The 24,390-nt window shown below is 59.6% G+C and carries 16 protein-coding genes; 7 read left to right on the plus strand and 9 right to left on the minus strand.

Annotated elements, in window-relative coordinates; genetic code table 11:
- Nucleotides 1-47 precede the first annotated feature (47 nt).
- The 7 genes from GRAN_RS18385 to GRAN_RS18415 are packed head-to-tail and all read left to right on the plus strand — an operon-like array spanning nucleotide 48 to nucleotide 11,717.
- Complete coding sequence (locus GRAN_RS18385; RefSeq protein ID WP_128914513.1) at nucleotides 48-3,356, plus strand: TonB-dependent receptor; 3,309 nt, start codon at nucleotides 48-50, stop codon at nucleotides 3,354-3,356.
- Between the two features lie 29 nt (nucleotides 3,357-3,385).
- The gene (locus GRAN_RS18390; RefSeq protein WP_241654972.1) at nucleotides 3,386-5,119 is read left to right on the plus strand and encodes a GH39 family glycosyl hydrolase; all 1,734 of its coding nucleotides are present in this window, start codon (nucleotides 3,386-3,388) and stop codon (nucleotides 5,117-5,119) included.
- Nucleotides 5,120-5,141: 22 nt separating this feature from the next.
- Nucleotides 5,142-6,422, plus strand: a complete 1,281-nt coding sequence (locus GRAN_RS18395; RefSeq protein WP_128914514.1) for an MFS transporter — start codon at nucleotides 5,142-5,144, stop codon at nucleotides 6,420-6,422.
- Nucleotides 6,419-7,591: an L-rhamnonate dehydratase gene (locus GRAN_RS18400; protein WP_128914515.1), complete on the plus strand. Its 1,173-nt coding sequence runs from the start codon at nucleotides 6,419-6,421 to the stop codon at nucleotides 7,589-7,591. The genes GRAN_RS18395 and GRAN_RS18400 overlap by 4 nt, the downstream gene beginning before the upstream one ends.
- Nucleotides 7,592-7,601: 10 nt before the next feature.
- Nucleotides 7,602-8,615 (plus strand): AraD1 family protein, encoded by a 1,014-nt coding sequence (araD1, locus tag GRAN_RS18405; RefSeq protein ID WP_128914516.1) that lies wholly within the window; start codon nucleotides 7,602-7,604, stop codon nucleotides 8,613-8,615.
- Nucleotides 8,616-8,634: 19 nt separating this feature from the next.
- Nucleotides 8,635-9,504: an NAD(P)-dependent oxidoreductase gene (locus GRAN_RS18410; RefSeq protein WP_128914517.1), complete on the plus strand. Its 870-nt coding sequence runs from the start codon at nucleotides 8,635-8,637 to the stop codon at nucleotides 9,502-9,504.
- Nucleotides 9,505-9,545: 41 nt separating this feature from the next.
- On the plus strand, nucleotides 9,546-11,717 hold the full coding sequence (locus tag GRAN_RS18415) for a glycoside hydrolase family 3 C-terminal domain-containing protein (protein ID WP_128914518.1): 2,172 nt from the start codon (nucleotides 9,546-9,548) through the stop codon (nucleotides 11,715-11,717).
- A gap of 3 nt (nucleotides 11,718-11,720) precedes the next feature.
- Here the strand turns inward: GRAN_RS18415 and GRAN_RS18420 are convergent, their stop codons facing one another.
- The 9 genes from GRAN_RS18420 to GRAN_RS18460 all read right to left on the minus strand — a co-directional run bounded on the left by GRAN_RS18420 (nucleotide 11,721) and on the right by GRAN_RS18460 (nucleotide 23,854).
- Nucleotides 11,721-12,551: a cytochrome c oxidase assembly protein gene (locus GRAN_RS18420; protein WP_128914519.1), complete on the minus strand. Its 831-nt coding sequence runs from the start codon at nucleotides 12,549-12,551 to the stop codon at nucleotides 11,721-11,723.
- A gap of 3 nt (nucleotides 12,552-12,554) precedes the next feature.
- Nucleotides 12,555-14,069 carry a cytochrome b N-terminal domain-containing protein gene (locus GRAN_RS18425; protein WP_128914520.1) on the minus strand — a complete coding sequence of 505 codons (1,515 nt, stop codon included), beginning with the start codon at nucleotides 14,067-14,069 and terminating at the stop codon, nucleotides 12,555-12,557.
- Complete coding sequence (locus GRAN_RS18430; RefSeq protein ID WP_128914521.1) at nucleotides 14,057-14,725, minus strand: QcrA and Rieske domain-containing protein; 669 nt, start codon at nucleotides 14,723-14,725, stop codon at nucleotides 14,057-14,059. The genes GRAN_RS18425 and GRAN_RS18430 overlap by 13 nt, the downstream gene beginning before the upstream one ends.
- Nucleotides 14,726-14,748: 23 nt before the next feature.
- Nucleotides 14,749-15,483, minus strand: a complete 735-nt coding sequence (locus tag GRAN_RS18435) for a c-type cytochrome (protein ID WP_128914522.1) — start codon at nucleotides 15,481-15,483, stop codon at nucleotides 14,749-14,751.
- Nucleotides 15,480-16,343, minus strand: coding sequence for a hypothetical protein (locus GRAN_RS18440; RefSeq protein ID WP_128914523.1), 864 nt, complete (start codon nucleotides 16,341-16,343; stop codon nucleotides 15,480-15,482). Before GRAN_RS18440 ends, GRAN_RS18435 begins: the two co-directional genes overlap by 4 nt.
- A 38-nt stretch (nucleotides 16,344-16,381) precedes the next feature.
- On the minus strand, nucleotides 16,382-16,984 hold the full coding sequence (locus GRAN_RS18445; protein ID WP_128914524.1) for a cytochrome c oxidase subunit 3: 603 nt from the start codon (nucleotides 16,982-16,984) through the stop codon (nucleotides 16,382-16,384).
- A 20-nt stretch (nucleotides 16,985-17,004) separates the two neighbouring features.
- Entirely contained in the window at nucleotides 17,005-18,693 is a 1,689-nt protein-coding gene (ctaD, locus tag GRAN_RS18450) for a cytochrome c oxidase subunit I (protein WP_128914525.1), read from the minus strand.
- A gap of 21 nt (nucleotides 18,694-18,714) precedes the next feature.
- Nucleotides 18,715-19,767 (minus strand): cytochrome c oxidase subunit II, encoded by a 1,053-nt coding sequence (coxB, locus tag GRAN_RS18455; RefSeq protein ID WP_128914526.1) that lies wholly within the window; start codon nucleotides 19,765-19,767, stop codon nucleotides 18,715-18,717.
- A 211-nt stretch (nucleotides 19,768-19,978) separates the two neighbouring features.
- Complete coding sequence (locus tag GRAN_RS18460) at nucleotides 19,979-23,854, minus strand: NHL domain-containing protein (RefSeq protein WP_161571051.1); 3,876 nt, start codon at nucleotides 23,852-23,854, stop codon at nucleotides 19,979-19,981.
- Nucleotides 23,855-24,390: the final 536 nt, after the last annotated feature.

The following is a 24,390-nucleotide window of genomic DNA, read 5'->3' on the forward strand; positions in this document are numbered from 1 at the left end:
TCGGCGATCGACCCTACGCGGTGTCGACCCGGCATTGAGGAGAACCAATGAAAATCCAACGGCTCATGCGAGCGACGAAACGTGTTCTGCTTGGGATTGTGATGGGATGCGTGACAACGATGGCGATGGGGCAGGTAGAAACAGGCCGTTTTGTCGGCCGCATTGCTGATTCGCAGGATGCGAGCATTGTGGGCGCGGCGGTGAAGGTGACAAACACCGCGACCAACATTGTGCAGGCGGCCGTGACCGACGGCAGCGGGAGTTACGTGATCACGCCGGTTCAGGCGGGCGTTTACGTCTTGAGCGTTACGGCGACCGGGTTCCAAACGACGACTACATCCAACATCGAGGTGCAGGTAGGCCAGATCGTGAGGGAAGATCTCACGCTCGCCGTCGGTTCTTCAACGACAGTGGTGCAGGTGACGACGACGACCCCCTTGCTGACAACCGATTCGGCAACAGTTGGGCAGGTCATTACGAATAAGCAACTGACTGACCTTCCTCTGAACGGACGCGGATTCTTCCGACTGGCGGAGTTGACTCCGGGAGCGGCGCTACTACCGCCCACCGGGAACTCCCTGGCGATTCGACCGGAGGTGGTGGACGGAAATACGATCAGCGGAATTCGCGGTTCGGCTATTTCGTTCCTGCTCGACGGCGTGGATGTGAGCGAACAGCACCAGGGCGGGACGTTTATCCAGACATCGATCGACGCACTACAGGAGTTCTCCGTACAGCAAAACCCCTATTCCGCGGAGTATAACCGGGGGGGCGCCTTCTTCAATGCGACGACGAAGAGCGGGACGAATCGCTTTCACGGCGGTATCTTTGAGTTCATCCGGAATGAGAAGCTCGACGCACGGAACTACTTTGCACTGACAAGGCAGATTCTGAAACGTAACCAGTTTGGCGGCGATCTGGGTGGCCCGCTCACCATTCCTCATTTATATGAAGGCAAAGATCGGACGTTCTTCTTCTTCGACTATGAAGGCCAAAGGTTGAGACAGGGACTGGTGAACAACAATGTCGTTCCGAGCAATGCACAGCGTGCGGGCAACTTCGGCTCAAAGACGATCTACGATCCCCTGCTAACTTGCACCGTCAGTGCGGCGAATAGTTGCAATTCCTCAGCGGCTTTGGGAACCGTCATCAAAACCCCATTCGTGAACAACACGATCCCGACAGGACGGCTTGCTCCCCAGGCTCTGGCGATCCAGGCTTACTATCCGCAGCAGAACACCACCACGGGAACGTTTGTGTATAACCCGTCGCAAGCGATCGACTATGACCAATACACCGTGAGGTTGGATCACCAGATCAACAGTCACAACAGGTTGTTCGCGCGATGGATCTACGTCACAAATCGAGAGGTCGATCCGAATGCCTCGCCATTCTTGAAAACGGCTTCGCTGACTTCGATCGGGCAGGATATTGCAGTGGGTGTGGCTACAAATATTGGCGCGGATATGGTGAACGAGGCGAGGGTGCATTTTCTACCAAGCCATGTGCGATTGAGCGCGTTCCTGGAGGGTACGGACTTCAATGCGCAATTCGGCGTACAAGGCCTTTCAGCGCTGCTTCGGCCGGGCACGGGTGGATCGTTCCCTGACTACGCGTGGAGCGGGTATGGCTCGCTACAAGGGTCCGCATTCGATCAGAGACCGAAGTCGCAGGATCGGAAGGCAGCGGAAGGGACGGAGAATTTTACAATTCTCAAAGGGCATCAATCGATCAAATTCGGGATATTGGTCCGCTACTACCAATGGCTAGGCTTCGACAGCGAGACCTACGCGGGACAGTTCAACTTCAATGGAAATGCTTCTGGAGATGCCTACGCGGATTTTCTGCTTGGTTACCCTTCATCGGTGGCGCGAGCCTATCCGGCGGCCAACTTCGGAGGGCAGCAGACCTACAAGCAGTTCTATGGTCAGGATGATATTCGTGTAAGTGAGAAGCTTACTTTGAATGTTGGTCTGCGGTATGGATATTCGCCCTGGTTGGCGGGGTATAAGGGGCAGATCGGTACATTCGATCCCACGCAGGCAAAGCCGATTATTGTTTCGGGAAACGGAACAATGCCAGACCTGACGGCGCAGTACGCCGCACCCGCAGCGTATCAGTTCTTCGGGCAATATATCCAAACGAGTAGCCAGGCGGGGTTGCCATCAAATATCACCTACACGGATAAGACACAGTTGGGACCGAGGGTGGGCTTCTCATTCTCTGCTACGCCGAAGACCGTCGTTCGCGGCGGCTTTGGGATGTTCTATGAGCCGGAGACTTCGGGTGGCCGCGTGAACCTCGATATGCTTCCCTTCCGTCTCGCGGAAACAGTGAACCAGACGCAAAACGTAGTTCCAGCGCGAACTCTGGGTAACTTCTTTTTGGGAACCGCACTTGGCTCCGCTCTCGCCAATCCTACGCTGGTGCCGAGTAAGACACACTTGAAGGTAGGCGTGAATGAGCACTACAGCCTAGGGGTGCAGCAACAGATCTCGAATAAGGATGTGGCAGAGATTGCGTATGTCGCAAACCGGGGCGTGCATCTCAATGGTACGGATGACTTCAACGATCCTACGCCAGCTCCAGGTGCGATCCAGGGGCGGAGACCGTATCAGCCTTGGGGAACAATTACTTACAACACTCAGGATGTTTCGACGAACTATGGCTCGCTGCAGGCTAAGTATGAGCATCGCGCGGGAAATGGGTTGACGGGTCTTGTTGCTTACACCTATTCAAAATTCCTTCAGTACAACCAGTCCCCCGCGATTGGCGGGAACCTCGGATACGAGTACGCGCTATCGCCCTTCGATACTCCGCACAACCTCGCGCTGAGCGGGAGTTACGAGTTGCCAGTTGGACACGGCAAGCGGTTTCTGAGCAACTCGAACTCGATCGTGGACAAAATGATCGGAGGGTGGCAGATCCAATCAATCATCGTCGTGCGAAGCGGAACGCCATACACGCCAATTGTATCGGGCGATGTTGCAAATACGGGCGTGGCGAGCCAAAGGCCCAATTTGAACCCGGCAGGTAAGAGCGCGGCGTTCCAGCGCTCGCTTGCGCACTGGTTCGATAAGACGGCCTACGTCGTGGCTCCCACGTATACCTATGGCCAGGTTAGGGCCAATACGCTTCGCAGCGACGTCTATCGGCAGTATGACGGCTCTATTTTCAAGAACTTCGCAATGCCAAGAGAGGGCGTTCTTTCGTTCCGGGCGGAGTTTTTCAACCTTTCGAATACAGCAAGCTTCAACGCACCAAACGCTACGATCGATACCAGTTCCGCCGGTCAGGTGACGAGCACGTCTAATGCGCCACGGGATATTCAATTCGCCCTGAAGTACAACTTCTAACGTACGGACACATGAAAGAGAGACGAGACGTGAGGGTTTTCTTTGATCGGATGCGAGGGGTGGGAGCAGTGGCTCTCACCGTTGGGGCCTACCTAAGCGCCTATGCACAGGGCACAGTTCCGCCGCCGGCTCCGGCTTCTTCGCAAGCGCCTGTTGTAATCGGGGTAGACCTTGCGAGAATCGTGGGCCCTTATAAGCCGATCTATAGCTGGTTCGGCTATGACGAAGCGAACTACACGACGATGCGGCATGGGACGGAGTTGCTGAAGGAGCTGCACGACCTTAGTCCGGCACCGGTGTATATCCGAGCCCATCACCTGCTGACCTCGGGGGACGGTGTGGCTGAGCTGAAGTTCAGCTCGACCAATGTGTACTCGGAAGATGCAGATGGGAAGCCGGTGTATGACTTCAAGATCTTTGACGGGATCTTCGATGCCTATAAAGCTGCGGGCGTGCGGCCGATGGTGGAGTTGGGATTCATGCCGAAGGATCTTGCCGCGGACCTTCCGAATCGGCACGAGCCTTACCAGGTCCACTATCCGAAAAGCACTATCTCGGGAAAGTCAAACAACCCTCCGAAGGACTACGCGAAATGGGGAGAGCTTGCACGTGTGGTGACGGCTCACCTCGTGGAGCGCTATGGCAAGGAGACGGTGCTGCAGTGGTACTTCGAGGTCTGGAACGAGCCGGATATTGACTACTGGCACACGACACCAGAGGAGTACTGGAAGCTCTACGACTATGCCGTCGCGGGGGTTCGAGCGGCGCTTCCGGGAGCGAGGGTCGGCGGCCCGGCCTCGACAAGCCCCGGGAATCCAAAAGCATATGGCTTCCTGAAGAATTTTCTTGATCATGTGGATACAGGAAAGAGCGCGGCCAATGGTAAGGCGCTACCGATGGACTTCATTTCGTTTCATGCCAAGGGCTTTCCGACGATCAAAGAAGGCAAGGTCACGATGGGACTAAACCGCGAGATGAAGGATGCAGACCAGGGGTTTGATCTTATCTCGAAGTACCCAAAGTTCAGGAACCTGCCAATCATCATCAGCGAGGCAGATCCTGAAGGGTGCGCGGCTTGTTCATCGAAAGTCAACCCGGCGAACAACTATCGGAATGGAACCCTTTATCCGGCGTATACGGCCGCGGCTTTCAAGGGACTGTTTGAACTGCAGGATCGACACAAAGTGAATCTACTCTCGATGCTGAGCTGGTCGTTCGAGTTTGAAGATAAGGATTACTTTGAAGGGTTTCGATCGCTGGCGACGAACGGGGTTGATAAGCCGGTGCTCAACGTCTTCCGCATGTTCGCGCTGATGTCGGGAAATCGCGTGATGACGACGAGCTCGGGGCAGGTGCCGCTCGATACGCTGCTGAGTACGGGTGTTCGTGAGAATGCCGATGTGGATGCGCTGGCAACCATGGGAGATCGCGAGGCGGCGGTGCTGGCGTGGAACTATCACGACGTCGATGGGGCAGCGGAGGCTACCTCGGTGAATGTTGCGATCGCAGGGATCCCGAGTAATGTGCATCGGGTCTTGCTCGAGCACTACAGGCTCGATGACACGCACAGCAATGCCTACACGATATGGAAAGGTATGGGTTCGCCGCAACATCCTACGACGGAGCAGTACGCACAATTGAAGGCAGCGGGTCAGCTCGAGTTGTTCAGTTCGCCTGAGTGGGTCGATGTCGAGCATGGCCAGGTAAGGCTTACGACGGAACTTCCCCGGCAGTCGGTCTCGCTGCTTCACCTGAAGTGGTAGGGCAACGGTGATGATAAACCGCATGGGTCTGAAGACAAACGATGGAGTGCCGGTGCGTGGGCTTGAGGCGCGCTGGTATTTCGTCGCGCTGGTGACGGCGGCGATTGCGATCAGTTACTTCGACAGGCAGACGCTGCCGGTCGCGATCTCGGCAATTCAGCACACGATCCCGATTTCGAACCAGCAGTTCTCCTACCTGCAAACTGCATTTCTGCTTTCCTATGCGGCGCTGTACGCGATAGGCGGGCGTCTCCTCGACTTACTGGGAACGCGGCGCGGTTTCATGTTGATCATGCTCTGGTGGTCGCTCGCGTGTGCCATTCATGGGTTCGCAACGGGGTTCGGCATGTTGTTGGTTGCGCGCTTTTTGCTCGGCATGGGCGAGGGTGGGGCGTTTCCGGCTGCAACGCGCGTGGTGGCTGAGTGGATAGAACCGGAGGCGCGTTCGACGGCAATGGGCTTTATCAATGCGGGGACGGCGATGGGGTCGGTGCTCGCTCCACCGCTGATTGGACTTCTGCTTCTGCATAGCGGGTGGCGGTCGGTGTTTTTTGTGTCGGGGGCGATTGGACTTGCGTGGGTAGTGTGGTGGATGGCTAGCTATCGGGGCAACACGATGGCGCTGTCTTCCGGAACGCTCGATGCAAGGCTGATAGCGCGGCACTTGAGCTTCCGAGAGATTATCGCCATCCCGAGCGTGCGGTCGCTTGTGTTCGCTAAGTTCATGAGTGACTCGGCCTGGTATTTCCTGCTGTTCTGGCTGCCAAAGTATCTTTACGATGCGAGACATTTCGATATCAAACAGGTGAGCCTTTATGCGTGGATTCCCTATGCTGCTTCCGGGCTTGGGAGTTTCCTTGGGGGTTGGTTCTCGAGCCGCCTGTTGCGTCGAGGCAGTTCGCTTGACCGGGCACGGAAGATCGCGCTTGGGCTGAGCGCTGCGTTTATGCCGGTTGTGATGCTTGTTCCGCTTGTTCCTGTGCAGCTTGCGATTCTTCTGTTCAGTATCGCGTTCTTCTGTCAGCAATCATGGTCCGGCCTGATTATGACAGTGCCGGCGGATATCTTTCCACTCTCCGCTGTGGGCACGGTTTCAGGTCTTGTGGGGTTTGGTGGGGCCATCGGCGGAGCTATATTCGGTGTTGTTGCTGGGTACTTACTTGGCCATGGCTTTGGCTATGGCACGCTCTTCCTCCTCGTTGGAACATTTCATCTAATCGGCTATCTCGCGATCGTTCTATTTGCCGGAGAAATTCAACCGCTTCGCAGCCATGACCTCCTGGAGATTGAGAGCAACATATGAAAATTACTGAGGTGCGTACGCGCGTCGTTCAATGGGAAGGCGAGACGGTGCCTCTCCCTCCTCACTTCTGCACAAACCCAATGGACCTGGTAAATTTCGGCGAAGCATCGATGGGAAACTTTGCCTTCCACGGATGGGTGCTTGTCGAGATCTTTACGGACACGGGGCTGGTGGGGCTGGGAAACGCCGCTCTCTCACCTCTTGTGACGAAGACGCTGATCGATACCTATCTGAAGCCGTTGCTACTTGGCGCTGACCCTTGGGACACAGAGTACCTGTGGCAGCAGATGTATCGGCGGACGATGGCCTTTGGACGCAAGGGCGTGGCCATGACGGCTATCTCCGCTGTCGATATCGCGCTTTGGGACATCCTGGGGAAAGACGCAAAGCAGCCTGTGTATCGCCTGCTAGGGGGGCGAACGAAGGATCGGATACCGGTTTATGCCAGCAGGCTCTATTCCATGCCGCTCGACGAACTACGGGTCGAAGCGCAGAAGTATAAGGACGAAGGCTATCAGGCAATGAAGCTGCGCTTCGGCTGGGGTCCGCTGGACGGCGCTGCCGGTATGCAGAAGAACATCGAGTTGGTACGAACGGTTCGCGAGGTGATTGGGGAGGGGATCGACCTGATGGCCGACGCGTACATGGGATGGACGCTCGATTATGCGAAGCGCATGCTTCCTCTGCTCGAGCCGTTTCATCTACGCTGGCTGGAAGAAGCCGTCATTCCTGACGACACGCGTGGTTACAAGGCTCTAAAGGAGTATGGGAGGGTGCCGATTGCGGGAGGCGAACACGAGTTTACGATCTTCGGATTTCGTGAGCTGCTGGAGGCGAATGCGCTCGACTATATCCAGTTCGATACGAACCGGGTGGGTGGGATCAGCCAGGCACGGAAGATATGCGCGCTGGCGGAGTCGTTCCAGGTGCCGGTGGTTCCGCATGCGGGGCAGATGCATAACTACCATGTGTCGATGGCTAGTTTGAATTGCCCTATCTCGGAGTTCTTTCCGAGGGTGGATGTCGAGGTAGGGAATGAGTTGTTCTGGTATATCTTCGACGGCGAGCCGGTGCCGACGCATGGATATATCGACCTCGATGAGGGCGTTCCGGGGCTTGGGCTTGCGGTCAATGAAGAGTCGCTGAAGCGCTTCACGATTATTGAATAGGCGAGGGGTCATGGTGCACTTGGTTCAGATTACGGATGGGAGTTCGCGGCGTGTGGCTGTGGTTGAGGAGCCTTCGCTGCGGTGTTTGGTGGGAGTGGCTTCGGTGTATGAGCTTGCGATGCGTTGTCTCGGTGAGGGGGCTTCGCTTTCGGGTATGGCTCTCTCTTTGGCGCAGGGCGAGGTGCTCTCGTATGACGAGGTGTATGCGGGGGTTTTGGCGTGGCGGTTGCTTGCGCCGATCGATGTGCCGGGTGAGCCTTCGCGTGTGCTGGTCGCAGGGACCGGGTTGACGCATCTCGGGAGCGCGCGGGAGAGGCAGGCGATGCATCGTGCGGACAAGGCGCATGAGGCTGAAGTGACAACCGATAGCATGCGGATGTTTCAGTGGGGCGTCGAAGCTGGGCGGCCTGCGAAGGGGTCGATCGGGATCGCTCCCGAGTGGTTTTACAAGGGCGATGGGTCTGTGCTGCGGGCTCCGTTCGAGGCGCTCGAGATACCGGGGCACGCGGAGGATGGGGGCGAAGAGGCTGAGCTGGCGGGGGTGTATGTGATTGGCGAGGATGGGTCGCCGCATCGGATTGGGTTCGCTGCGGGAAATGAGTTTTCGGATCACAAGTTTGAGAAGAAGAACTATCTCAATCTTGCGGGATCGAAGCTGAGGCAGTGCAGCCTTGGGCCTGAGCTTGTGGTGGGGATGGAGTTCGATGACGTCAAGGGTGAGGTGAGAATTGAACGGAAGGGTGAGACGGTGTGGAGCAAGAGGATTGCGAGTGGTGAGGCAAATATGTGTCACTCGCTGGCGAACCTCGAGCATCATCACTTCAAGTTCGATGGACATCGACAACCGGGCGGAGTGCATGTGCACTTCTTTGGGGCGGACACGCTTTCGTTTAGCGATGGGGTTGCGCTGGTGGATGGGGATTGGGCCGAGGTGCGGTTCGAGGGGTTTGGACGGGCGCTTCGGAATCCTATTCGTGAGGTAGATACGATGACGGTGCCGGTAACCGTCGCGGTGTTTGAGTAAGTAAGTCGATAGGAGAGTTATGGCGCAGACAGTGGCAATTCTTGGTCTTGGCACGATGGGTCTTGGGATGGCGGATAACCTGCTGAAGGCGGGGTTCTCGCTGAGTGTGTATAACCGGACTGCTGCGAAGGCGGATGGGCTTCGTGAGCGGGGGGCGAAGGTTGGGGCGACACCGGAGGAGGCGGTGAAGGGGGCTTCGGTGATTGTGTCGATGCTGTCGGATGATGCGGCTTCGCGGCAGGCATGGGTTGGGGGGGATGGGGCGCTGGCTGGTGCCGAGGATGGGGCTGTGCTGGTTGAGGCGAGTACGGTGAGCCCGGCTTGGATTGCGGAGTTGGGCGGGCTTGCTCATGCTCGTGGGCTTGAGCTTCTGGATGCGCCGGTGACAGGAAGCCGGGTGGCGGCGGCCACGGGGCAGCTTGCGTTTCTTGTGGGTGGATCGGCCGGGGCATTGGCGAAGGTGGACCCTGTGTTGAAGGCGATGAGCAAGGAGATCGTGTACCTGGGTCCGGCGGGGAGCGGGGCGAAGCTGAAGCTGGTGAATAACTTTCTGTGCGGCGTGCAGATCGCTTCGCTTGCCGAGGGGCTTGCGTGGCTTGAGCGGAGCGGGTTGGATGTCGAGAAGGCGCTTGGGGTGTTGAAGAGTGGGGCTCCGGGGAGTCCGCTGCTGGCGGGGATTTCAGCGCGGATGCTTGGCCGGGATTATACGGTGAATTTTCTGCTGAGCCTGATGTCGAAGGATCTGCTGTATGCACATGAAGCGGCGGCCGAAGCGGGGGTTGAGTTGACCACGGCGACGAATGCGCGGGCGCTGTTCGAGTCGGCTGCGACGAAGGGGTTTGCCGATCAGGATATGGCTTCGGTGATCGAGCCGATCCGTAACGCGTAGTACGTCTTACGTTGGCCGTTTGTTCGAGGTAGGTAGACCTTATGAGAAATGCTCTCGCTGCTCTGGGTTTGTTGTCCGCGTGTGTGATGGCTTCCGGGCAGGCTGCGCCCGTTTACCAGGATCCGTCGAAGCCGATTGAGATGAGGATTGCGGATCTTGTGGGGCGGCTTACGCTTGAGGAGAAAGCGCAACAGCTGAACCATCTGAATAAGGGTATTCCGCGGCTTGGCATTCCTATGTGGGGTGGGTGGAACCAGACGCTGCATGGGGTGTGGTCGAAGGAGCCGACTACGCTGTTCCCTGCCCCTATTGCGATGGGGGCTACGTGGGATCCGGCGCTGGTGCATAGGATCGCCGATGCGATGTCGGATGAGGGACGGGCGCTGTATAACGCAAAGGCGGAGGGGCCCCGGTCGCAGCATGGGTTGGTGTACCGGTCGCCGGTGATCAATATCAGCAGGGATCCGCGGTGGGGGCGGATCCAGGAGGTGTTCAGCGAGGATCCGTGGCTGACGAGCAGGATGGCTGTGGCGTATGTGAAGGGGTTGCAGGGTGAGGATGTCAACCATCTGAAGCTGGCGGCTACGGTGAAGCATTTTGCGGTGAACAATGTCGAGACGGGACGGCAGCATCTTTCGGCCGAGGTGGATGAGCGGAATTTGATGGAGTATTGGCTGCCGCATTGGAAGGCGGCGATTATGGAGGGGCATGCGCAGTCGGTCATGTCCTCGTACAACGCGATCAATGGGACGCCGGATGCGATGAACCACTACCTGCTGACGGATATTCTGCGGAAGAAGTGGGGCTTAGATGGGTTCGTGACGGATGACCTTGGGGCGGTGGCGCTGCTGACGGGAAGCCGGAATTCGAATGCGGCCGAGCAGGGGCAGAGGGCTTCGGAGGATCCGGTAGAGGCGGCGGCGGTTGCGATCAGGGCCGGGAATGACTCGGACGATACGGAGTTCGAGACGAATATTCCTCTGGCGGTGAAGCGCGGGTTGCTGACGACGAAGGATGTCGACCAGGCGGTTTCGCGTGTGCTGCGGGTGGGGTTTCGGCTGGGGGCGTTCGATCCTCCGGAGAAGAGCCCCTATGCGGGTATTTCGATGAGCGTTGTCCGTTCGCCGGAGCATCTGGAGCTTTCGCTGAAGGCTGCGGAGGAGTCGATTACGCTGCTGACGAATCAGCATGACTTTCTACCGTTGAAGCGTGATTCGGTGCATTCCATCGCAGTGATCGGGCCGGCGGGGTATAACGGGTATGAGACGGGAAATTACTATGGCAAGCCGTTTCGCAAGGTGGGGCCGCTGACGGGGTTGCGGGATCTGCTTGGGGATGGGGTCAGGGTGCAGTATGAGCTGGGCGCGGGGTTTACGGAGGCGGCGGATCCGGCGGCGATTGCAAGGGCTGTGGAGTTGGCGAGGAAGTCGGATGTGGCTGTGCTGTTTCTGGGGACGGATCTTCACGTCGAGGCGGAGGGTCGGGATCGACGGGATCTGAATCTGCCGGGGGCACAGGAACAATTGATGGAGGCGGTGTTTGCGGCGAATCCCAAGACGATCCTGGTGCTGATGAACGCGGGGCCGCTTGCAGTGACGTGGGCTCACGATCATCTGCCGGCAGTTCTTGAAGGATGGTATCCGGGTGAGGCGGGTGGGACGGCGATTGCACGGGCTCTGTTTGGTGAGGACAATCCGGGTGGACATATCCCGTACACGATGTACGCGAGCCTCGATGGGGTTCCACCGCAGAACGAGTACGACGTGAGCAAGGGGTACACGTATCTCTACTTCAAAGGTGTGCCGCTTTATCCGTTTGGGCATGGGTTGAGCTATACGCATTTCGAGTACAGCCATCTGACGCTTTCGGCTGCTTCGGTCGCGAAGACGGGGCAAGTGGATGTCTCGTTCGATCTGAAGAATGTGGGGGCGAGAGCTGGGGCGGAGGTCCCGCAGCTTTATACGCACCAGGCGCAGAGCGGGGTGGTTCAGCCGATCAAGAGTCTGCGGGCGTTCGAGCGGGTGAGTCTCGCGGCGGGAGAGACGAAGCGGGTTCACTTTGTGTTTCCTGCTTCGCAACTGGCCTTCTATGACGTGCATACGCATGGCTTCGTGGTTGAGCCAGGGGAGTTCCGTATTTTGATTGGGTCGTCGTCGGAGGATATCCGGTTGAAGTCTTCGCTTACCGTCGTGGGAGGCGTTGCGAAGAAGTAGGGCTTATGCCCGGTTCGATCTGTCGCCGCGTACGAGGTGGAGGGCGAGGATGACAGCGGGCAGAAGGAAGGCGAGGGAGCCGAGGACCCACATAATAACGGCTCCGAGAACCTGGTCTTCGAGGGGCTCGACCTGGAACGGGTTGGGATGGGTGAGGTAGAAGCTGTAGACGGGGCGGTCGCAGAAGGACAGGAAGGCCGAGAGAATCGTGTTCACCACGTCGGCTGAGACGAGGTAGAGGAGGATGCCCCAGTTGAGGCGCTTCGCCTCCGATGGCCACGGCCGAATGATGCACCACCAGAAGAGGATCGAGGTGCCGAGGAAGCAGATGTGCTCGACGGCGTGCCAGTTCTCGTGCTCGAGGGCGAAGTTGTAGGCGCTGGGGATGTGCCAGGCAAGGAAGCTGATGTTCATGGCGAACCAGGCGACGACGGGCCGGGTGAGCCAGTGGAGAAAGCGACGCAAAAACGTCAGGCGGAGAAGCGGGCCGATGAGGTTGCGGCGAAGGACGACCGGGAGGCCGCGAAGGAGCGGGACGACGGGCAGGCCGTAGAGAAGAAGCGGGGGGACTACCGACATGAGGAGCAGGTGCTCGATCATGTGGGCGCTGAGGAGGACGTCAGCGAAGCCGTCCATGGGGGATGCGATGGCAAGCCAAAGGACGGCAAGTCCCGAATAGAACGATGCGAGACGGAGAAGGTCGAACTGCTGCGGGCGTGTCTTGCCTATCTCCAGCCAGCCGCGGAGGTAAACGATGGCGGTGAGGGCAACGGACAGAGTTAGCCAGGGCGGTGGGGACCAGCTTAGGAAGATGGCTTGCGCTGCATCTGACATTAGCTATGGCGTTGTCTGGGCTGGCGCCGGTGTAGTGGATTCGCTGGTTTGGGTAAGGGGGCGGGAGGCATCTATTGCGGGGGCGAGGTCGCCGTGGAGAGTCATGAGGAAGCTCATGAGGGCCTTGGTCTCGGAAGGGTTGAGGGCGTTCCCATAGGCAGGCATGTTGCCTCCGCCCTGAAGGATCTGGCGGATGATCTGGTCCTCGGTCATGCGGGATGCGATGTCGTCGAGGGCGGGGCCGCGCTGGCCACCGGCTCCGGCGAGGGAGTGGCAATTGCGGCATTGCTTGTCCTGAAGGACGAGCGCCCCCTGGTGTTCGAGCGGCGTGCGGTTTTGGAGATATTTCGCTGGGACGGCGTCGCTTGTCCAGGCCTCCATGATGGGGCTCCATGGAGTGTAGGTGCCGAGGTGCGTGAAGATGCCGAGGGAGACGGCGATGACGGAGACCATGAGGACGGCGACGGGGCGGCGGGCCCAGTGACGTTCGCCTTCGCCGGCGACGAGTGGAAGCGCAAGCATGGCACCGATGCCGATGACCGGAACGACCAGGATGACGGGGGTTTCGATCGACGGCGGAAGGAAGGCAAGGACGGCGTAGATCCAGAGGAAGAAGTAATCGGGCTTGGGTGCGGTCTGGATGATGGTGGGGTCGGGCGGGCCACCGGGACCAAAGGGTCCGAAGAAGAAGGCGCAGGCCATGACGGAGAACATGATGGCAGCCGCGAAGACGGCGTCTTTCCAGGCGGCGTCTGGGACGAAAGGGATGCCGGTTTTCTCGGCGAGTTCGTGGTACTCGCGCTGATAGGTCGATTTGCTGACGATGCGTCCGGGCATGGGCCAGTCGCTGACGCCGTGGAAGAGAGTGAGCCAGATGTGGACACCGACTCCGGCAAGGAGGATGCCGGGGATGACGAAGACGTGGAGGGTGAAGAAGCGCGACAGGGTAGCTCCGCCGACGATGGGTCCGCCGAGCATCAGGTGGACGAGGGGCGCGCCAAGGAAAGGGACGCGGCTCATGATGGAGGCGCCGATGCCGAGGCCCCAGTAGGCGTCCTGGTCGAAGCGCATCACCTGGCCGGTGAAGGCCATGCCGAGGGTGAGCAGGAGGAGGGTAACGCCGATGATCCAGGTAAGCTCGCGGGGAAACTTGAAGGCGCCAAAGAGAAAGACCTGCGCCATGTGGATGAGGACAATAGCAACCATGAAGTCGGAACCCCAGCCGTGGAGGGCACGGAGATACCAGCCGAGGGCGACGTTATGGTTGAGGAACTGAAGGCTGCTCCAGGCTTCGTTCGCCGATGGGCTGTAGACGAGGGCGAGGAGGATACCTGTCATGACCTGCATGATGAGCAGGACGGTGGCGGCGCTTCCGAAGACGTACCACCAGCTTGCGTTGTTCGAGGGCGTCGGGTGGGTAGCGGATGCCGTTATGGGCTTGATGAGCCCAAGCCGACTCTCGAGCCAGTTATAGCCTTTGAGACCGAGGTCGATGCCGCGTTGCTTCAAGCTTGCCATGGCGTGGACCTCCGGGCTTCGGCTACAGCGGCGGGCTCGATCTGAATGAGGGGCTTGCCAAGTTCGTCCAGATTCTTCGGCTTATCCTTGCAGGAAGCCTGCGTGGCGAGCGTTGGCATGTTGCCGGCGTGGATCATCAGCGAGTCGCCGGTAAGCTTGTACTGGTATTCGAAAAGGCCGCGTTCAGGTGGGCCGGAGGCGCGATCACCGTTCTCGTAGTAGGCTCCGCCATGGCATGGGCACATGAAGAGCTTCGACTGAGCAAACCAGCGGACGGGGCAGCCGAGGTGGGCGCAGTTGATGGCGAAGACCTGGAACTTCCCCTGGGAGATGCGGCGGACCCAGCAGGCGACCTTTCCGGTTTCGCCGTCGCCGAGGCTGGTGACGGGGCTAAGGAAGTCGACGAGACGGGTCTCTCCTACGGGAAACGCGGTGGTGACGCCGAGGTTGACCCATGCGCCGATTGCGGAGGAATCCTTGCGAGCGGGCCCGAGCAGGTAGCCAACGAGTGGAATAGCGAGAACAGTGCCGACGGCGGCATTGAGCAGGACCGCCAGCTTGAAAAGGAACGTACGCCGCGAGTGCGCAGCAGCCTTGCCCTCGGGCGAGAGGCTGTCGTTGCTGGATTCTCCGGGATACTTGAGAAAGTCACTCATGGTTTTCTCCGCTTGCTGTTGCTTTAGTGCTGATAGGGCTGGCCAGGGGCCGCGATGCGATGAGCCTCGAGATAGGCGACGGTGTCGGCCAGGTCCTGTTCGGACATGGGGTGAAGACTCGGACCGTTTAGATCGGAACGCCAGTCGGGCATGCCCGCGTCAGGCTGGCCGGCGATGATAAAGCTGCGGAGCCCCTGCTCGCTGACAAGCGCAAGGTAGGCGGGATCGATGAGGGAGCCAATCCTCCGGCGATTGGCATCGGTCGAACCACTTCCGTCCGCGCCATGGCAACGGGCGCAGTAGGTGGTGAAAGCTTTCTGGCCCTGGGCGGCGTCACCGTGGGATGTCGCGGTATAGGAGGGTGGAGCTAAACCGCCGAGCGAGCCGGGATTGCCCCAATTGGTCATCATGCCTTGGGCAAGGGTCGCGATCTGCTGATCGGTGAGCGGACCTCCAGCGGCTTTGCCAAATGCAGGCATCATGGTTCCGGGTACGCCGGATGCGGTGATGCGCTGGATGTTTGGCGCGCCGGCGGTCGCGAGATAGATTGGGTTCGCGAGCGAGATGGCGGCGCCATTTTTGCCCGACTCCCCATGGCAGGCGGCACAGTTCTGCTTGTAGAGCACGTTGAAGTCGAGAACCTGCTCGGGCCGGCCGGATTCAACTTCGGCCTTGGGTTTGCCGGGCGCTTCCTTACAGCCGCCGAGTCCGAGAGGCGCGGCAACGAGAAGGAGCAGGAGGATGCGGCGCAGAGTCATCGGCTTTCATCCTCCCTGACCGACGGCTCTGGCTTGGGGGTCCCCAGGTCCGTATGGAGGCCGGCGCGGATGGCGAAGGGCAGCGCCCGGAACTGAGGGGTTCTGACCTTCTCGTGGAGATTGACGACCCAGCCGCAGACGAGGCCGAAGGCTATCTGCGAGAGGACAAAGTAGAACCAGTCGATGCGCTGGTTCAGAATGGGGCTGACGATGCCGAGGGCGGAATAGAGGATCCCCGTGAAGAGGAGAGGCGCAACAAGACCGGCGGTGAGGATTGGGTAGCGGGGGAACATCGGGAGCATCGCCCCGTAAAGCAGGCCGACCAGGAGAGAGGTAAGGCCGTGGATGATGAGCGCGGCGATGGCCCCCTGGAGATGAAACTGACCCAGGAAGGCGTTGCTCGCGCTTGCCCAGGAGACGAAGCCGCCCGCAGCAAGAAGGTTTGTGGCATACCAGAAGCTGTGATAGCGAAGCACGCTGAAGATGCCCGCTGGTACCGTCATGGCGATGCCACCGGCAATGCCTCCCTTGATGCCGGTGGAAATCTGGAAGGTGGTGATAGGGAGGATCTTGCGGTGCATCTCGTCGGTAGGGAGACGCTCGATGAGCGTACGTGAACTGACGACCTCAACCTCTTCGGTATGGACGAGGGAGCCTTCGTGCGCTTCGTGAGGCAGAACCTGAAGGAACCAGCCAACGGAGCCTGCGACCGTGAGCAGAAGGCCGAGGATAGCGATGACGATATGAGTGACCATTCCCGCGAGGATGAGGGACAGGCCGAGGGCGAGGACCATCGGCCAGGCCGTTGGAGAGGGTAGCTGGATCACTCCGGTTTCGTTGTGGCCGGTTTCGGGCTGCATGGGACCTCCTTTCTAACTGCGGGCTTTCTAAACGCAGGTTATCTGCCGAGCACGTAGACGACGAGGAAGACGATGACCCAGACGGCATCGACGAAGTGCCAGTAAAGCGAAAGGACTTCGAGACGCTCGGTGTGGCGGCTGGTGAGGTCTCCGCGAAGCGAGAAGACGAGGGCGAGGGCAAGCATGAAGAGGCCGACGATCACGTGGCTGGCGTGGAGCCCGACGAGCGAGTAGAAGGTGGTGCCGAAGAGGTTGGTGCGGATGGTAAGACCGTCATGGTAGATGAGGTGATACCACTCTTGCGCAGTGCCGGCGAGAAAAATGCCGCCGAGCAGGACAGTCAGGGCGAGCCACAGGGAACACATGGACTGCTTCCCGGCATGCAAGGCGGAGACGGCGAAATGAACCGTGGCGCTGCTCGAGAGAAGGCAGATGCTGGTGAGGATGGGGAGCGTGAGGACTTCGTGAGGCGTCGGCCCGGTGATGCTCTTACCGAGATAGAAGATATAGGCGACAACGAAGATGATGAAGATGGAAGCTTCGGCGAGGATGAGGCAGGCCATGCCCACGATGCCGCGGGAGGGTAACTTCCAGTCTTCGTCTGCGTTGTGCGGAATGATGGCTGCGACAGCTTCGCTCATTCGTTTCCTCCTCTCCTTCTTTATTCGTAGCGGGTATCGGGGTCTTCGGGATGCTTGAGATCCCAGAGTGGGCGACGGCTTTCTACGGTGGGGATCGTCGCGAAGTTATAGGCCGGGGGTGGTGACACAGTGGACCACTCCAAAGTCCAGGCATCCCATGGGTCTGCTCCCGCGATAGGCCCTTTGAAGTAGGACCAGACCATGTTGTAGACGAAGAGGAGCGTAGCGATGGCCTGGAAGAAGGCGCCGCTCGACGTGATCATATTCAGGAGCATCCAGCCGCGATCCGCTTCGTAGGTATAGATCCGGCGCGGCATGCCGAGAATACCCGGGATGTGCATGAAGTCGAAGGTGAGATGGAAGCCGATGAGGAAGAGCCAGAAGTGCCACTTGCCGAGCTTCTCGTCGAGCATGTGGCCGGTCATCTTCGGGTACCAGTAATAGAAGGCGGCGAAGATCATGAAGAGGATGGCGCCGACGAGGACATAGTGGAAGTGGGCAACCACGAAATAGGAGTTGCCGAGCTGCCAGTCGAAGGGTGAGGCGGAAAGCATGATGCCGGTGAGACCAGCGATGAGGAACTGAAAGAGGAAGCCGACGGAGAACATCATCGCAACGGTGTAACGGATTTTGCCGCCCCAAAGGGTGGCGAGCCAGTTGAAGATCTTGATGCCTGTGGGCACCGCGATCACCATGGTCGAGAGGGTGAAGAACGTGTTGGCCCCGGCTCCCATGCCGACGGTGAACATGTGGTGCGCCCAGACGCTAAGGCTGATAAAGCCAATGCCGACCGAAGCCGCGACCATCGCGGGATAGCCAAAGATGGCCTTACGGGAGAAAACGGGGATGATCTCATTGGCGAACGCGAAAGCGGGCAGGACGAGGATGTAGACCTCTGGGTGGCCGAAGATCCAGAAGAAGTGCATCCAGAGAACTGCTGATCCGCCGGCCTGGGTGTCGAAGAAGTGGGAGCCGAGATAGCGGTCGAGGAGCAGCATGATCTGCGCCGCGGTGAGAGGGCTGACCGCCACAAAGACCATCATGGACGTAACGAGATAGAGCCAGACCAGCAGGGGCATGCGGTTGAGCTTCATGCCGGGGCACCGCATGCAGATGGTGGTAGCGACGATATTCAGGGCAGTGCCGATGTTGCCGATTCCGCTGAGGAGGACGGCTAGGGTCCAGTAGTCGGTGCTGTGGCCGGGCGAGAAGACACGTGCCGTCAAGGGAGCGTAGGCGAACCAGCCCACATCGGGTGCGCTGCCCGCCCCGTAGAGGCCATCACCCCCGAGATAGCTGAAATAAAGGAGCGAACCACCAAAGGCCGAGACCCAGAAGCTGAAGGCGTTCAGACGAGGGAAAGCCATGTCCCGCGCCCCAATCATAAGCGGGACGAGATAGTTCCCGAAGCCGAAGAGGATGGGCATGCCGACGAAGAAGACCATCGTCGTGCCGTGCATGGTGAAGAGGCGGTTAAAAGCCTGGGGTGAGACGAAGGTGTTGTTCGGGATGGCAAGCTGGATGCGCATCAGGATTGCTTCGAAGCCGGCGACAACGAGGAAGAAAAGCGCGTAGCCGATATACATCAGGCCAATCTTCTTGTGATCGACCGTGGTAACCCATTCGTGAAGTGTCGCGAGAAAGAGGCGAGGCGGCTGCGACGCTTGGGTCTTGTCGAGGACTGCGGTCACCGGACTTTGTGTCGCCATGGCGTTCCTGCCTTTCTATCTCTACTTCAGGGTCACGAGATATGCGGTGACTGCGTCGAGATCGTGGTCGTTGAGGTGCATGGGGGGCATGAGAATGCCGGGCTTGAAGTGGCCGGGATTATCGACGAAGGTGCGGAGATTAGCCGGGGTATTGGGCACAGCTCCGGATGCGATGGTGTCGCGGCTGCCGACATGCGTGAGGTCGGGGCCGAACTTGCCGGTCGCGACCGTTCCAGCCACCGTGTGGCAACTGATGCATGCATTGTGCTGGAAGACGGCCTGGCCTTCCGCAGCTTGGGGGTTTTGGGAGGCGGGCTGCTTCTGATGTTCAACCCAAGCAGCAAAATCGGCAGGGCTGTCAGCGTAGACGCGGAGGAGCATCTTGGCGTGCTGGGTTCCGCAGTACTGGGCGCACTGGCCGAGGTAGAGGCCGGCTTGCTCTGGGTCGATCCACATGGTGTTGACGCGGTTCGGGATCAGGTCAGTTTTTCCGGCAAGTCGTGGTACCCAGAAGCTGTGATCGGTGTCGGCGGAGGACATCGTGAGGTACGTGGGGGTGGGGGTGGCGGGGTTGCTGACGGGGATGTGTAGCTCGTTGGCGGTGACGATGCCCAGCTTGGGATAGCGGTACTCCCACCAAAACTGGTGGCCGATGACGGTAACGTCGAGGGATTCGACCGGCCTGCGCGCGTGCTGGGTGGAGAAGATGACGCGCGTCGTCGCGAGAAAAAGCATGACGACGATGATGATAGGAATAACGGTCCAGGAGAGCTCGATCTGCGTGCTTCCGTAGATCTGGGCGGGCTCCCGTTCGCTGTTCTGATCGGAGGGGTGCTGACGGAAACGGATCAGGACAAAGAGGAGAAGGCCACCGACGATGACAAAGATCGCCGCACAAATGCTAAGAACGAGCATCGAGAGGCCGAAAATAGTGTGGGCGGGAGTGCCGGCGGGCGCGAAGATGCTTGTACCGGACTTCACCCCGTCAAGAGGGTCGAGGCGCAGAAGACTCCAGCCGAGATGAAGCTGGAGCAGAGCGAGACTCAAGAGCGTTCCGCTCGCGTCGGGGATCATTGCGCCTCCCTTCAAGAGCAACTGGGTGCAATATGGAGCGAGTCTAGCATGTGGAGTCTCTGGAAGGATGACTCGATAGGGTGGTTCCTGAGCGCGCACGTCGGGTATATCCCCCACCCGGATAAGGCCCTAAAGTCTTCGAACGAGAGACTTTAGCTGGGGACTTCGAAATCCCCCGGCGCTCTTAAAGTGATCGATCCCGTATGGGCGATTATTGAGATGTGACGGGGACCGAGGTTCCGACGCTGTTGGTGAGGATGACCTGTACGGATCCGACATTCGTGGCATCGTCGCTGACATCGAAGACCTGGGTATAGGTGAAGGTCGAGCCGTACGGTGCGGACGTCGCCGAGGTGAACCAGGTAGTGAAGAGGGGGGTCACGGGTGCGGTGACGTCGGGGGTGTTGATCGTAGCCCCGGCGGCGGGCGCGAACTGGAAAGCCGCGGTGGTGACCTCGCGGGTATTCGAAAATCCGTGGATGGCGACGCTCAACTGGCTTCCGTTGCGCGTAACGGTCGTTGTCGATACCACCGGGACGGCGCGGGGGATGACGATGACGACGGGTTGAAGGGTTGTGGGGGTGACATCGATTCCCTGGGCCGTAAGCGTAAGGGGGACGGTGATGGTTCCGGCAACGGTTCCAGCCTGGAGCTGGATAGCGGGGGTGACGATGGAGTTGGCGGCGACGGTAAAGGTGAAGTTTCTGCCACCACCGGCGAACTGGATGGCAGGATCATCGACTGCCGGAGTGACCGCCGGGGCAAAGAGGAGATTGAAGGACGCGGTGAGAGGCACGGGATAGGGATTGGTGATGGTAAAGACGAGAGAGGGCTGAGAACCGGGAGTCGTCGCCGACGGACCGGAGAGGGTGACGGCGGGGGTCGCGGGAATGACACTCAGCGGGAGCGACGCTGAAACCGACGAGATTCCCGGGTCGGAGACGACAATTTGGAGCGTGCCCGTCTTGGCGAAGTCAGCAGCGGGGATGACGGCGGTCAGCGTCGTGGCGTTGACGAAGGTGGTCGCGACCGGAGTCCCGTTGACGAGCGCTACCGACGATGCAAGGAAGCCCGAGCCCGTGATGGTGACGACGGTGTCGGGGTCTCCGACACGGGCCGTACCCGGATTGACGGAGGTCAGCGTCAAGGGGGCGATGAGGATCTGCACCGTGGTTACGGCGGAGACGTAGTCAACGGAGTCGGTGGGCTTGAACGTCGCGGTAAGGGCCTGGCTGCCGGACGGCAGAACCGTTCCGGCGGGCGGAGCATAGGTAAAGACTCCAGGAAGCGCAGCTCCGCCAATACCGGTGGCAGTTGCGTCCAGCTGCGTGGCGCTGAGAGGCGTTCCGAGAGGGATGCTCGCGGGAGCGGGCCAGGTGATGACCGGTGCGGCCTGGACAACCGTGATGGTGACTGTAGAGGATGCGTTTGCATAGTTCGGGTCAGTTGACGTGAAGGCTACCGTCAGGGTGTGGATTCCAGCTCCGAGAACAGTGCCTGCGGCGGGCGCGTAGGTATACGTGCCGCTCACAGGGCTACCGGCCACCCCGGCGGCTGCGGCGTTCAACTGCGTGGCGCTCAGGGGAGTCCCATAGGAGATGTTCCCGGGCGACGGCCAGGCGACGATCGGAGTTGCCTGGGTGACGGTGATCTGGACGGCGGCCGTTGCGTTGCTGTAGCTGGGGGTAGATGAGGTGAAGGCGACAGTCAGCGTGTGGACACCAACTTCGAGGATCGTCCCGGCTGCGGGCGTGTAGATGTACGAGCCGGCTATAGATGTTCCGCTCGCGCCGGTGGCGACGGCGTTGAGCTGGGCAGAGGTGAGAGCCGTTCCATAGGGGATCGAGGCAGGCGCGGGCCAGGTGAGAGTGGAGACCCCCTGGGTGCCAGTTCCGCTTATGACAAAGGATTGAGGGGAATTGAGGGCGTTATCTGCAATGGAGATGCTGAGGGTGCGCAGGCCGGCTGCGACGGGGGTGAAGGTTATCTGCAGGGTGCAGGATCCGCCGTTGGCGGGGAGGGTCGCTCCGGAGAGACATGTGCCGCCCGAGAGCGCAAAGTCGGTAGCATTGCCGCCGAGGGAGAAGCTGGCGGCGGAGGCGATTGTGGCGTCGACGTTCCCGATGTTGCTGATGGTGACGGTCTGGGCAGGCGCGGAGGCCCCGACCATGGTCGCCGCGAACGGTTTGATGCCGGCGGGAAAGAGTTCCTGCACCTTGCTATTGCCGGAGTCCGAAAAGTAAAGATTTCCGGAGGCATCGAGGTTGAGAGAAAGAGGTGTGTTGACACCTGCGCTGCCGGCGTCCTGCAAACCGCCGGCAACGGTGGTGATGATGCCGGTCGTATCGATTTTGCGTATACGGTTGTTGCCGCTGTCGGCGATGTAGAGGTTACCGGAAGCGTCGATGGCGATGTCGTTCGGGAGGTTGAGTTCTGCGGCGGTGGATGCACCGCCGTCCCCGCTGAACCCGGCGTTTCCGTCTCCCGCGATCGTAGTGATGGTGCCGGAGATATCGACTTTCCGGATGCGATTGTTAAAGTCGTCGGCGATGTAAAAGTTTCCCGCGGTGTCGATCGCGACGCCGGACGGGCAGTTGAGCATCGCGCCGATAGCCGGGCCGCCATCTCCGCCAAAGCCTGGCGTGAAGTTGCCGGCGACCGTGGTGATGACTCCCGTGGTGTCTATCTTCCGAATGCTGGGGCCGCCGCATTGCGGGACGAACAAGTTACCGCTTTTGTCGAATCGTGCGCCCTGGTTCTGGTTGAGTCTTGCAGCGGTCGCCGGCCCGCCATCGCCCGCGTGTCCGGCGGCTCCGGTTCCGGCAAACGTGGTGATCACGCCGTCGCTGTTCACCTTGCGAATGACGTTATTCAGGGTGTCCTGAATGTAGACGTTGTCGGCCGCATCCACCGCGACGCTGTCGGGCCCGTATAACTGAGCGCGAAGTGCGGGTCCCCCGTCGCCGGAGTATCCGGCGGTTCCAAGACCAGCAAAGGCGGTGATGTTGCCGGAGCTATCGACCTTGCGCACAACGTTCGCGACGTCATCCGCGATGTAGAGATTTCCCTTCGAGTCGAAAGCGATGCCGTTCGGCTGATTCAATTCGGCCGCTGTGGCAGGACCTCCGTCGCCGGCATCGCCCGCAATTCCGTTGCCGGCGATCGTCTTCAGACTGCCCGGATTGACCTGGAGGATCCCTCCCGTGCCGGTACCGCTAACGTTGATCGCCTGCTCGGTTTCGTCTCCGAAGATAGCGATGCCGGCAGTCTTGAGACCTACGCCATGCGGGGTGAAGACGACGCTGAGCTGGCAGCTTCCGCTCGGCCCTAGGGACGAGGGACAGTTGTTCGTCTGGGTGAAGTCCGAAGGGTTTGAGCCGAGAGACAGGATGATCTGGTCGATGTTGAGCGATCTCGGGCCGGGGTTGCTCACGGCAACGACCTGCGCGGCGCTGGGCACGCCGGCCTTCTGATTGCCAAAGTCAAGACTGGTGGGGCTCAGCGCGAAGCTGGGTACGCTCAACACGAGAAGGTTGTCGTCGACAAAGGCATCGAGATCGCTGCCGACGTGACGAACGAAGTTCATGGTGTAGGTGATGGATCGGGTTCCAACGGGGAGAAGGTAGCTGCCGCGAAAGTTCATCCATGCGTTGTCGTGAGAGTCCACTTCTCCAGAATTGGCGGTTCCGAGAGAGTTCCCGGAGCCGTCAAGGAAGTTCAGCGTGATGGAGGCGTCGTCACTCAGAGTTCCCTGGTTCAAGCCTTGTTCCCAAAAGCTGAGGGTGGCGTAGAGAGTGCCGCTGTCGAGGTCGGAGGTGCCTACGCCTTGCGTAAGGAGCGAGACGGTCTGGGAGAGAGAATCGGATGGACCATCATGGCCAAGAAAGTCGTAGTTGCCGGTGTGGGGCGTAATGCCGGGGTCGAACGTGCCGCTGTCGACGGTGGGAGTTCCATTGCCGCCTATGGTCCAGCCAGCGATGCTGCCGGATTCGGCTCCAGGGTTGGTGAGGAGGTTTGTCGTGATTGGAGATACCTGTTGCGCTCGGAGCTGAGGCAGAAGCACGACGAACGAGAAGAACAGGATCAAGGTGCAGCGCAGAAAAATCAGGGCACGACGCGACGGATGCGGAACGGACCGCAATCTCCACGCACATCGACAGTACGACGGCCCGAATACAGACGACATGATTGATCCTGAGACTGCGGTAAGACCGTGCGGGAGATCCTTTTCCGAAGAGAAGCACTCAGCAAGAGGCAAGGAAAGTCAGGTCGTTCGAGTAGCGGAACAATATTCCCAGGAACGACGCGAGTCAAAAGAAATTCGCCGGAAGTTACCAAATATTCTTTATCTCGAAACGAGAGTCCCATGCGCGCGGATTGCGATGGACCCTTTTTTAGTCGGCAAAATGCGTCCTTATGCTCTCTTTACCTCTCTCGAGGGAGCAATCGGGCGCACTTTGCCGAACGGGAAGCTTCTCGCGAGGCGGTCCAAGAGGTTGAATGCCTTCGTCAAAGTATCCCCGCTGAGAGCGGAGTTCGTGACGGTGGCTGCGTCACGCGAGCTTCCAAGTTGGGCGATAAGCGGGGCTGCTTTTTGCATCATGGTTCTAACTCGTGCAAGCT

The sequence above is a fragment of the Granulicella sibirica genome (assembly GCF_004115155.1).
Lineage (GTDB): Bacteria > Acidobacteriota > Terriglobia > Terriglobales > Acidobacteriaceae > Edaphobacter > Edaphobacter sibiricus.

Excerpts from the sequence above, each read along its gene's own strand:
- GRAN_RS18385 (WP_128914513.1), top strand. The coding sequence starts at position 48 with ATGAAAATCCAACGGCTCATGCGAGCGACGAAACGTGTTCTGCTTGGG.
- GRAN_RS18395 (WP_128914514.1), top strand. The coding sequence starts at position 5,142 with ATGGGTCTGAAGACAAACGATGGAGTGCCGGTGCGTGGGCTTGAGGCG.
- GRAN_RS18400 (WP_128914515.1), top strand. The coding sequence starts at position 6,419 with ATGAAAATTACTGAGGTGCGTACGCGCGTCGTTCAATGGGAAGGCGAG.
- araD1 (WP_128914516.1), top strand. The coding sequence starts at position 7,602 with ATGGTGCACTTGGTTCAGATTACGGATGGGAGTTCGCGGCGTGTGGCT.
- GRAN_RS18410 (WP_128914517.1), top strand. The coding sequence starts at position 8,635 with ATGGCGCAGACAGTGGCAATTCTTGGTCTTGGCACGATGGGTCTTGGG.
- GRAN_RS18415 (WP_128914518.1), top strand. The coding sequence starts at position 9,546 with ATGAGAAATGCTCTCGCTGCTCTGGGTTTGTTGTCCGCGTGTGTGATG.
- GRAN_RS18420 (WP_128914519.1), bottom strand. The coding sequence starts at position 12,551 with ATGTCAGATGCAGCGCAAGCCATCTTCCTAAGCTGGTCCCCACCGCCC.
- GRAN_RS18425 (WP_128914520.1), bottom strand. The coding sequence starts at position 14,069 with ATGGCAAGCTTGAAGCAACGCGGCATCGACCTCGGTCTCAAAGGCTAT.
- GRAN_RS18430 (WP_128914521.1), bottom strand. The coding sequence starts at position 14,725 with ATGAGTGACTTTCTCAAGTATCCCGGAGAATCCAGCAACGACAGCCTC.
- GRAN_RS18435 (WP_128914522.1), bottom strand. The coding sequence starts at position 15,483 with ATGACTCTGCGCCGCATCCTCCTGCTCCTTCTCGTTGCCGCGCCTCTC.
- GRAN_RS18440 (WP_128914523.1), bottom strand. The coding sequence starts at position 16,343 with ATGCAGCCCGAAACCGGCCACAACGAAACCGGAGTGATCCAGCTACCC.
- GRAN_RS18445 (WP_128914524.1), bottom strand. The coding sequence starts at position 16,984 with ATGAGCGAAGCTGTCGCAGCCATCATTCCGCACAACGCAGACGAAGAC.
- ctaD (WP_128914525.1), bottom strand. The coding sequence starts at position 18,693 with ATGGCGACACAAAGTCCGGTGACCGCAGTCCTCGACAAGACCCAAGCG.
- coxB (WP_128914526.1), bottom strand. The coding sequence starts at position 19,767 with ATGATCCCCGACGCGAGCGGAACGCTCTTGAGTCTCGCTCTGCTCCAG.